The 12328-nt window shown below is 50.0% G+C and carries 1 protein-coding gene; it reads left to right on the top strand.

Annotation, left to right across the window (positions count from 1 at the left end; genetic code table 11):
* Positions 1 to 605: 605 nt before the first annotated feature.
* Positions 606 to 12328: ESPR-type extended signal peptide-containing protein (locus Q4B82_RS01250; RefSeq protein WP_303064617.1), on the top strand; the 11723-nt coding region annotated here is incomplete at its 3' end.

Here is a 12328-nt window from a genome sequence, read left to right on the forward strand (position 1 = left end):
ATCCTGCTATGGACAAAAATGTAGGCAAATTTCATATGCTACCAAAACCAATAAGCCCCTCTTAATTGTTGCGCCAAGATGCAGCGTGTCCATTTTTACCTAAAACACAAAAACACTTGGTAAAATTCCCCCAACTTCTCATGATTTCAATTGGTCATTGCAATCCACATCATTGAACATCACAAACAACCATAACAAAAATAGTCAGCATTGTGAAAGCCATATTTTGGCTCCAAGCCACCGTAAATCGCAAAATGTTGTATTTTTACATTAATTTTTATTTATTTAACATGTTGATTATAAAATATTTATCCCAGCCATATGGCATTTCTCTGTTAAGTGAAAGTGTAAAAAAAGACAAAAATCACCAAATAAATACAGATAAAATAAGAAAATGTTGTTATTCTTGTGTTAAGTCAAGAAAAGCAAGGAAATTGAACATTTATTCTATTGTTTTGGAACAAAAATTGCTTGGCGTGAATAAGTAATTGAATGGCATGACTTGCAATACATACATGTTCCGTTTTATTTTTGTATTTTGAATTCACTAATTTTTAACTTTAAAATAAAGTCTACTGGGCTTTTAACATCAGGAAAAAACCAAAATGAACCATAGCTATCGCGTTGTTTACAACGAAACCACCAACACCTACACAGCCGTTGCCGAAATTGCCAAAGCGCGGGGTAAAAAATCACAGTCTTCCAAAGCCGCAGCAGTAATTGCTGTAATGGGTGTAATGGCGGTAGGCAATGCTTATGCGGCGACAGGTGATCCTGTGGATGTAACAAGACATGGTGCAAACCATGCAGGGAAGGTCATTAATAATGGAGCAGGTAGTACACTTTTATTGGGGGTAGGTGCGAGTGTTGGCTATGAAACTGATAGAAACGCTTTGCCTGCAACTTCCAATGTGGTTATTGGTCATAATAGTAAGGTAGGTGTTACCACGCGAGGTACGGTAATTCATGGTGGTACTTTTGAGGGAGGGCCTTCTCCTGCTCTTCATATCCATTATGGCAATCTTTTTAATGGTTTGGGTAATGCGGGTCTGAATAAGGAAGGCGGTCATGGTGTATTGGGTAGACATGTCTTTTTGATAGGTGAAGAAAAACTACATGATGTCAGCCGGGATAGTGGTACAGAAGGTGGTCTTAAAAGTTCTTCTGTTGCTATTGGTGCTAGAGCGCAAACGGGCGGCGGCGGAGAAGTTGCTATCGGTGATGCAGCAATAGCACGTGCATCGCGTGAACGTTCTTTGGGCGTTGCGATTGGTGCCAATGCATACAGTGAAGCGGGTGCTGTTGCATTGGGTTCAAGCACATTTGGTTATGGTCGCAATGGCATTGTGATGGGTCGTCAAGCATCGATGATTGGCGATGCAGGCTTGGCTTTGGGTGCGGTGTCGGCTTCTGTGGGCAATTATTCAATTGCTATGGGACATTCTGCTACTGCTTTGGGGCAAGGTGCCATTGCTTTGGGTAATTCCAATTCTGATGAAAAATATGATGTGACAACACATACCCGAACCGAAGGCAAAAACGCGATTGCTATGGGTGTGAAAGCGCGTGTGGGTGATTCTGTGCGCCAAAGTGATGTGGAGCGCAGAGCAGATGAAAGTATCGAACAATGGCGCGAGAGAATAAAAACTGCATTGGAAGCAGTGCAAGGCAAAACCGAAGACGCCATCGCCATTGGTACCAACACCAATGTTACCAATAAACAATCCATTGCCATTGGTTCAGGCAGCCAAGTATCGGGCGAACAATCCATTGCCATTGGTGTGGGCAATAAAGTAACAGGCAACAATGCAGGCGCAATTGGCGACCCATCATTGGTTGAAGGTAATGCATCATATACCTATGGTAACGACAACGCCGTAGGCAGCAATTCCAGCAACGTATTCGGCTATGGCAGCAACAACCAATTTGGTGCAACCGCCACATACGATGCCAGCGGCAAGCTTCAGGTAGCCTCTGGTTTAACCAACACCGCATCTGCCAACAATTCCGCAGCAGTGGGCAGCAACAACTACATCAACAGCGAAAACACACTGGTATTGGGTAATGGCATCAATACCGTTGTTGAAAACGGCGCACGCAAACCCATTGGCAACACTGTAGCCAACTCCGTTTACTTGGGCAACGACAGCACCGCCCGTGCTGATGCAGGCAAGAACTACAAAGACGAAGCCCAACCCACAGGTGGCTATGCTGAAGGCGCAACTACTACTGCTGGCGCGACAGGGCAAGTGGAAAATGCCACTGTTGGCGGATTGGAATATGGTAAAGTAAAAATTGCTGACGAGAGAAAAGACCCTGTTACTGGTGCTGTAATAACGCCAGCTAAATACAGCACATTTGCAGGCTCAACGGCGGCAGGTGCAGTTACGGTAGGCGCGGCAGGCGCAGAACGCCGCATTATGAATGTGGCTGCTGGCGAAATCTCTGCTACATCAACCGATGCCATCAATGGCTCACAGTTGTATTATGCACTTAATCAAAGTCAAACCTATTTCCATGTCAATCCCAGCGGTGAGAAGGCTGATGCAACAGGTAGCAACAATGAAGCTGCGGTAGGAAGTGTGGGCAGTGCGACAGGTGCGAAATCATTGACAGCAGGTTTTAATGCATCTTCTACTGGTAGAACAGGTGTGGCGATTGGTACAAACGCCACTGTCAATAACAATGGCGGTATTGCCATCGGTGAGAATGCAAAATCACAAACGGCACTTGGCAATGAGGATGCAACGAGTAGCGGTGCCAAAATTAAAGCCATTGCCATTGGCGCAGGCTCTGAAGCACTTGATGATAAAGCCATTGCACTTGGCGATGTTGCAAAAGCACATGGCGACCACAGCATGGCAATGGGTGCAGCCGCAGAAGCCAAAGGTACTTATGCTACTGCCATTGGTTCAACCGCAAAAGCAGCAGGCAATTCTTCGACTGTAATCGGTCAATCAGCCGAATCAACTGCATCAGGTAGCAATGGTGTTGCCGTTGGTATTAAAAGCACTGTTGCGGGCAATCGTGCCTCTGCCATTGGTTACGCTTCCAATGCATCAGGTTCTCAATCTTTGGCATTAGGTAGTGAAGCGAAAGCCAGCAATACACACGCCATCGCTGCAGGCACAAGCGCAAACGCAGCTGGTGTCAGCAGCATCGCAATGGGTCAAAATGCCAAAGCAGGCAGCAATGGCATCAATAACGCCATTGCCATCGGTACAAATGCCAATGCCACAACATCAGTCAGCGGTGTGGCATTGGGTCATAATTCAGTAGTTGAATCAAACAATGCTTTGGCATTGGGTGTAGGCAGCAAAGTTGCAACCAATTTACCTAACGCCGTAGCATTGGGTGCATATTCTGAAGCCCGTGCAGGTGTCAGCACCAATTCGGCCACTGTGGGCGGCATCACATACAGCGGTTTTGCAGGCAATTCTGTGCAACAAGGCACAGGTACAAGCGCAACCCCAAGCCGCGTGGTTTCTGTCGGCACAGTAGGCAGCGAACGCCAAATCCAAAACGTGGCAGCAGGTCAAATTACCGACACTTCCACCGATGCCATCAACGGTTCGCAACTTTACATGGTTGCCAAAGGCTTGCGTGAAGCCATGCCTGTGGTTTACACCGATGCTTCAGGTAATCCAGTGGTGCAGCATACCGACGGCAAATACTACAAGCCATCAGATATTGTAAACGGTGCGCCTGTTACAGGTGCAACAGCAGTAGAGCCAAAAGACGTGATTGCCAGCATGAATTCGGGCGTAACGCCAGGCAGCACCACCACGCCTATGGCATTGAAAAACGTGGGCAGCAATCTTACGCCCACCACATCAAGCACCACTTTGATTGGCAAAGACGGCACAACCAGCACCGTTACCAATCCAACCAAATCAGCCAGCATCACACCTGCTGATGCCAAAGCCATCAACAACAACGCCGCCACAGTGGGCGATGTCCTGAACGCAGGCTGGAATTTGAAAACCGCCGATAAACGCGATTTGGACTTCGTGCGCCCATACGACACCGTAAACTTCGTCAATGGTAACGGCACCTCCGTAACCAGCAGCACAGACGGCGCAGAAAGCAAAATCCAATACAACGTAGCCGTAGATAACAGCACCACCTTCATCACAGGCAAAGACAGCACAAATCAAACCGTTTACCAACACAGCGATGGCAAATGGTACACCAAGCCAAATGGAGAAGGTACAGTTGTCAATGAAACCATCAGCAACACCTATGTCAGCGCAAAACCTGCCGCTGAAACAGGCAGCATTCAATACAATGACGGCAATGCAAGCAATACTAAAAATACCAGTACTGTAGATGCAGGCAAAGTTGCGCCCAAATCAGGCGATGCAAACAAAGTTGCCACCGTTGAAAACGTAGCCGAAGCCATCAATGCCGCAGGCTTCAAAGTATCTGCCAACGGTACAGAAACCGCAGATGGCGTTGTCAACGCAGGCGACAGTCTGAACTTCAAAAACGGCACCAACACCACCGTTGCCGTATCAGGCAACACCGTAACCGTAAACGTGGTAGCCAACGGCACATTAACCCCTGCACAATCTTCAGGCAGCCCAACAGGCAAAATTGAAGTACCGACAGGCACAGATGCGACCAAACTGGTTGATGCCAAAACCGTAGCCGAAGCCATCAATAATTCAGGCTTCAAACTGCTGACCAATGACAACACCAACGGCATCACAGGCGAAAATGCTTTGCTCAAAACAGGCGAAACCCTGAACCTGAACAAAGGCAGAAACATCAGCATCAAACAAATTGCCGATGGTTTTGAAGTGGCAACACAAGACGAAGTGAATTTCAACAAAGTAACGGTAGGCGATGCGACAAACGGTATTCAAATAACCAGCACACCAGCCACTTCAGGTAGCCCAACCAATACCATCAGCAAGCTGACAGGCAATCTTGCGCCCACCAACTCCAACGGTACGCAATACGACATTCACGGCACAGCCAGCACAGGTGTGACCAAAACCACCGTTCAGGCAGCCCCAACGAATGTTGCTGCCATCAACAACAACGCTGCCACAGTAGGCGATGTACTGAACGCAGGCTGGAATTTGCAACAAAACGGTACAGCCAAAGACTTTGTGCGTCCATATGACACCGTAGACTTTGCCAATGGCAGCAATACCGAAGTGGCAATCGATACCGATGGTGAGCGCAATACCATCAAAGTAAACGTGGTAGCCAACGGCACAATTGAAAAAGCCAAAGACGGCAGCGGTAAAGACACGGGTGCGGTTGCCGTACCAGCGACTGCAGGCAGCGACACCAAACTGGTTGATGCCAAAACCGTAGCCGATGCCATTAACAATTCAGGCTTCAAATTGACGGCCTCTGCTGGCACAGGCGGCACAGAAGAAGCGGGCGGCATTGATGAAGAACTCATCAATCCTGCCGACACCGTAGAAATCATTGCAGGCAAAAACTTGAGCGTGAAGCAAGAGAACAACGGCAAAGTTACGTTGGCAACTCAAGATGACGTTACCTTTAAAACCGTCAGCATCACAGACGGCAGCAATCCAAGCACCCAAGTTGTGTCCACAGCAAACGGCATCAGCTTTGCGACCACCACGCCAGCGGCAGGTGGCGGCACGCCTACAACCAAAGACACCGTGATTACAGGCGTTACCAGCGGCTTGCCCACATACGGTGCAAGCGATGGCAACAAAAACGGCTTGGTTAATCTGAACCCCGCTTCAGGTAGCCCAACCGACAACACCGTAGCCACAGTAGGCGATTTACGCAATATGGGCTTTGTGGTTTCTTCCGATAAGACCACAAGCACAACAGTGGGCAGCCCAACAGCCACCCCCTTCAACAACCAAGTGAAAAACGCAGGCGAAGTCAAATTCGTTGGCACAGGCGTAGCCAAAGTCAGCGGTGCAACCGACAGCAGCGGCGTGAACACCATTACCGTACACGTTGACCCAGCTGCTGCCATAGAAAACACCACGCTTCAGGTAGCCGACAGCAGCACAACAGGCACACCAGCAGGTAAAGTGATTGCCCCAGAGACCACCGCACCAGCAGGTTCGCCAGCAGGCACAACACCAGCTGCCAACAAATACGTTCAGGCAGGCGACTTGGCAAATGCACTTAACCAAACAGGCTTTACCGTTAAACAAAACGGCAATGCCAGCAGCACGCCAGCCAACGACCTGATTAACGCAGGCGACAGCGTGAACTTTGTCGATGGCACAGGTACCACCGCCAAAGTAACCACAGATGCAAATGGCGCAACCGTTCAATTTAACGTAAACAAAGCCACAGCACCCACCGTTGGTACAGACGGCAAAGTTGGCGCACCAACAGGCACAGGCGACCAATTCCTGACCGCCACAGACACCATTGACGCCATCAACAAAGCAGGCTTCACCGTAGTTGCCAATGACACAGGTGCAGCAGGCGATGCATTGATTAATGCAGGCGACAAGCTGAACTTCAAAAACGGCACCAACACCACCGTTGCCGTATCAGGCAATGCCGTAACCGTAAACGTGGTAGCCAACGGCACATTAACCCCTGCACAATCTTCAGGCAGCCCAACAGGCAAAATTGAAGTACCGACAGGCACAGATGCGACCAAACTGGTTGATGCCAAAACCGTAGCCGAAGCCATCAATAATTCAGGCTTCAAACTGCTGACCAATGACAACACCAACGGCATCACAGGCGAAAATGCTTTGCTCAAAACAGGCGAAACCCTGAACCTGAACAAAGGCAGAAACATCAGCATCAAACAAATTGCCGATGGTTTTGAAGTGGCAACACAAGACGAAGTGAATTTCAACAAAGTAACGGTAGGCGATGCGACAAACGGTATTCAAATAACCAGCACACCAGCCACTTCAGGTAGCCCAACCAATACCATCAGCAAGCTGACAGGCAATCTTGCGCCCACCAACTCCAACGGTACGCAATACGACATTCACGGCACAGCCAGCACAGGTGTGACCAAAACCACCGTTCAGGCAGCCCCAACGAATGTTGCTGCCATCAACAACAACGCTGCCACAGTAGGCGATGTACTGAACGCAGGCTGGAACTTGCAGCACACCGATGCAGCAGGCACGACCACCAATAAAGACTTTGTTCGTGCATACGACAGCGTGGCATTCCAAGACGGACGCGGTGCAAAAGTTATCATTAACAGCACAGGCACAGGCAACACCATCAAAATTGATACCCCAATCAATTATGTGAACAACGCAGGTGCAGAAACCAGCACCCCGACCAACACCGTCAAACTGTTCGGCGATGCTTCAGGCAGCCCAGTGCAAATTACCAACGCAGCAAGTGGTGTACGCGGCAAATCAGGCGTAGCAGATGGTTCAGGCGACCCAGCCACCGCCACCGCTCGCAGCGATGCCGACAAAGCCAAAATTGCCGATGCGATTGCCGCAGCCAAAGGCACAGACTTGAACAACGCCGCCAACATCGGCGATGTTCAGGCAGCCATGAATCAAACAGCAGCCAATGTCGGTTTTGGTTTGATGACAGACGGTGTGATTGATGCCGCTTTGACATCAGAGGACAAACGCTTGGCAAACGGCGAAACCTTCAATCTGAATCAAGGCGACAACATCGTTATTGAACAAATTGGCAACGGTTTCAAAGTCGGCACAGCTAAAGACGTAACCTTTGACACCGTCAAAGTCAATGACGGTACAGGTAAGGGTAATCTTACTGTTGGCGATAATGCCAAAGGCATCACCATTACCAGCACGCCAACCGCTTCAGGTAACCCAACCAACACCATCAGCAACCTGACCGCCAATCTGCCCAGCGTGAACGACAACACCAAAGTCATCACCAACCCAGATGGCACAACCGTAGCGGCTGCACCTGAAAACATCACCAAAGCCCCATTGACGGCCACCCAAGCGGCAGCCATTGCCAATGACCCAGCCAAAGCCAGCAACGCCGCCACCATCGGCGATGTTCTGAACGCAGGTTGGAACTTGCAAAACAATGGCACAGCAGCCGACTTTGTGAAACCATTTGACACCGTAAACTTCAAAAACGGCGGCAACACCCAAGTTGTGATTAACAACACCGATGGTACAAGCAACGACATCAGCATCAATGTAGTTGGTTTGCCAGTGGCGTACACCACCGAATTAGGTGTGCCTGTTGCCAAAGTTGGCGATGACTACTACGAAATCGGTGCAGACGGTAAACCCGATACCACCAAACGAGTTACCGACCCAAGCAAATTGGTCAGCAACATGATTAACCCGACCGCTGCACCAAACGAAATCGGCAACGCAACCGTATTGGGCAACGTGGCACAAGGCGCGAAAACCTTTGCCGCCCCAACCAATGCCGCAGGCGACAATCTGGCATTGGCAAACGATGGCAAATGGTACAAAGCAGATGAAGTTGCCGCCAATGGCACCCCCACAACAGGCGCAACGGCACAAACACCTTCAGGTAGCCCAGCCAAAGGCGGTCTGATTGACTTTGCCAATTCCAACCCAACCAACGCCCTGACCGTAGCCGATGCACGCAACATGGGCTGGGTGGTATCGTCCGACAAAACCACAGGCGATTTGGGCAATGCATACAGCGACCAAGTACGCAACACCAACGAAGTCAAATTTGTCGGCACCAATGGCGCAACCGTATCGGGCAAAACCGATGCCAATGGCGTACGCGTGATTACCGTAGATGTCCAAGCGCAAAATGTGGCGAACAATGCCCAATTGCCCGTGGTTTACACCCACAAAGACGGCGACAAAGTGGTTAAAGCCAACGATGGCAACTTCTACAAAGCAGGCAATGTCGATGCTTCAGGTAACCCCATCGTAACAGGTGGCGTTGCTCCGACCAAAGTTGAGGCCGCCGACATCATTGCCAGCATCAACAACGGCAACAATGAAGCCAAAAACGCGCCCACCACATTGGCCAACGTACAAGGCACACTCAACCGCATTGACAACAATGGCGATGTCAAAGACCCATTGGGACAAGCCGTGCCAGCCATAACCACAGGTCAAACCGCCGCGCCCAACAGCGCAACCGAAATTGCCAATATGCGCGGCAACCCAAGCGTATTGAACCGCGCGGCAACCGTAGGCGATGTATTGAACAGCGGCTTTAACCTACAAGGCAACGGCACAGCCAAAGACTTTGTCCGTCATGGCGACACCCTGAACTTTGTTGATGGTGGCAACACCGCCGTCAATGTGGAAACCACCGCAGACGGCTTGACCAGCAAAATCAGCGTAAACGTAGTTGGCTTGCCAGTGGGTTACGTTACCCCAGCAGGCGATGTGGTTGCCAAAGTCGGCGACTACTACTACAAAGTAGATGCCGATGGCAAACCCGATATGACCCAACGCCTAGACCCAGCAGAGGTGAAAGATTTGGTGGCAAACGTCATCAATCCTGACACTACAGCAGGCACTTCAGGCAGCCCCACCACCTTGGGCAACGTCAAAGGCAACTTGGCAGTGATTGACGATGCAGCCAAAACCGCCACCAACATTGACGGCACACCCGCTGCAGGTTCAAACAGCAGCTTCGTATCGCCCGATACCGTAGCCAACGCCAACAAAAACAACGCCGCCACAGTAGGCGATGTCCTGAACGCAGGTTGGAACTTAAAAGCCAACGGCACAGCTACAGACTTCGTCCGCCATACCGATACCGTTGATTTTGTTAATGGCAATGGTGCAACCGTAACCATCAGCAACACAAATGGCAACGCCAACACCATTCGCATTGACACACCAATGGCATATGCCGACAACACAGGTGCAATCAAAGACAGCAGCGGTAAACCATTGACTCCAACCAATGCCGTTCAATTGGTAGGTGCAGATGCCGACAAAGCCGTGAGCTTGGGCAATGTATCCAGCGGTGTAGCCAGCACTTCAACTGTTGCCGATGGCAAAGCAGGCGACCCAGCCCGCAGCGATGCCGACAAAGCCAAAATTGCCGATGCGATTGCCGCAGCAACAGGCACAGCCTTAAATAACGCCGCCAACATCGGCGATGTTCAGGCAGCCGTAAGCAAAGCCGTTGCCACTGCAACCACAACGGTAGGTTCACAAGACGGCTCAATTACCGTAACCCCAAGCACCAATTCAGCAGGCGGTAAACACTTTGATGTCAAAGTGGCAACCACCCAATTGGACATTGGCAATGGCACAAAACTTGACCCCATCACAGGTACAGCCGCACCTTCAGGCAGCGTATTGAACCCAGCTGCCACCGATGCAGGCAAATTTGTCAAAGCAGGCGACTTGGCGACAACCCTGAACAACATGGGCTTCAATGTAACGTCCGCAGGCAACAAAGGTACAGGCACACAAAGCGTTGAATTGGTTAAAGCAGGCAACACCGTTACCTACACAGGCGGCAAAAACATCAATGTGGTACAAAACGGCACGAACTTCACATTTGAAACCAAAGACGATGTGGCATTCACAACCGTTACCACAGGCAACACCAAGTTGGATACCAATGGCATCACCATTAGCAATCCAGCTGACCCAAGCAAAAACGTCAGCCTGACCAACAACGGCTTAAACAACGGCGGCAACAAAATTACCAATGTTGCAGAAGGCTCAGCCGATACCGATGCCGTGAATGTGAAACAGCTCAAAGACTATGTCAGCGGTAACAGTGGCTTTGTGATTAACGCCGATAAACAAGGCACGGGCATTGCCGCTACAGGCGACAAAGTGGCTGCCAACGAAACCGTGAATTTCACAGGCGCAGCCGATGCCAGTGGACACAAAAACATCGTTACCACCGTCAAAGACAATGAAATCAGCTTTGGCTTAAACAAAGAAATCAAAGTCGGCGACAACACCACAGGCGGCACCGTCAATGTAGGCGGCAGCAACGGCATTACCATTACCAGCACGCCAGCCACTTCAGGTAGCCCAATCACCAACACCATCAGCAACCTAACAGGCAACCTGAAGCCCGTAACCGCTGCTGATAACGCCCAACCTACCGACAACAGCCCTGCTAACTTGGCAAGCAAACTCAACAACGCCGCCACAGTAGGCGATGTCCTGAACGCAGGCTGGAACTTGCAAGGCAACGGCACAGCGGTGGATACCGTAACCCACAACGACACCGTGAACTTCATTAACGGACGCGGCGCAAAAGTAACGGTAGCCAAAGATGCCACAACAGGTGCCAACACCATCAAAGTGGACACCCCAATCGGCTACATTGACCCAACCAGAACAGGCAGCCCAGAAAGCACCACCTCAACCAACACCGTCAAACTGTTTGGTGATGTTTCAGGCAGCCCTGTGCAAGTTACCAACGTAGCCAGCGGCGTACGCAACCCAGATGGCAGCATGCCAAGCAACCGCAGCGATGCCATCAAAAACGCCGATGGCGACACCTTAAACAACGCTGCCAATATCGGCGATTTGCAAGCGGTTCAGGGTAATGTAACCAGCGTTGTCAATCAAATTACAGAGCTGGTTGGTACAATTAAACCCGTAGACCCAAGCGACCCGACCAAAGGCAATGTAGCGACCACCAATAATGGCACCAAGCTGCAAACCTTCAACGTACACGGTCAAGACGAGCAATATCACACCAATTTGATAGAAGCCATCAATACCGTAAGCGCACAAGGTACCAAATACTTCCACACCAATGATGGACAAACCTTTAATAGAAATGTGCATAATGGCGTAGATTCCAGCGCGGTAGGTCAATACTCCACCGCCATTGGACGTGAAGCCGTTTCTGAAGGTAACACTTCATTGGCAATCGGTTATAAGGCAGCAGCAGGTCAAGAAAACGCCATTGCCATCGGTAACACAGCAAAAGCCCAAGAAAACGCCGTAGCAATGGGTAATCAAGCACAAGCCACAGGCAAACAATCCATTGCCATTGGCGATGGCGCACAAGCCACAGGTTTGCAGTCTATCTCTATTGGTACAGGCAACGTGGTAACAGGCAAAGGTTCTATTGCCATTGGCGACCCAAGTTATATTGCTGGTGCAGAGACTGCAAGTACGGGTAACGATAACTTGGCAAGCACAAAAGCCAATAACGCACAAATTTTTGGTAACAAAAACAAATTGGCAACCAATGATGCCACGCTTACAGTGGTGGGTTCGGCTGAAAATGTAGGCGCATTTGGTAACAACAACACCATTTTGTCCGACAACGTCCGCATTGTCGGTAGCAACAATAGCGTAGGAACAAACGCTGCCAACACCATGATTTTGGGTAACAACGTTACCATAGCAGACGATATTGCCAATGCCACCGCATTGGGTAACGCAACCAGCGTAACCGTTGAAAACGGCGT

Origin of the sequence: Alysiella sp., from assembly GCF_030525755.1 — a bacterium.
Taxonomy (GTDB): domain Bacteria; phylum Pseudomonadota; class Gammaproteobacteria; order Burkholderiales; family Neisseriaceae; genus Simonsiella.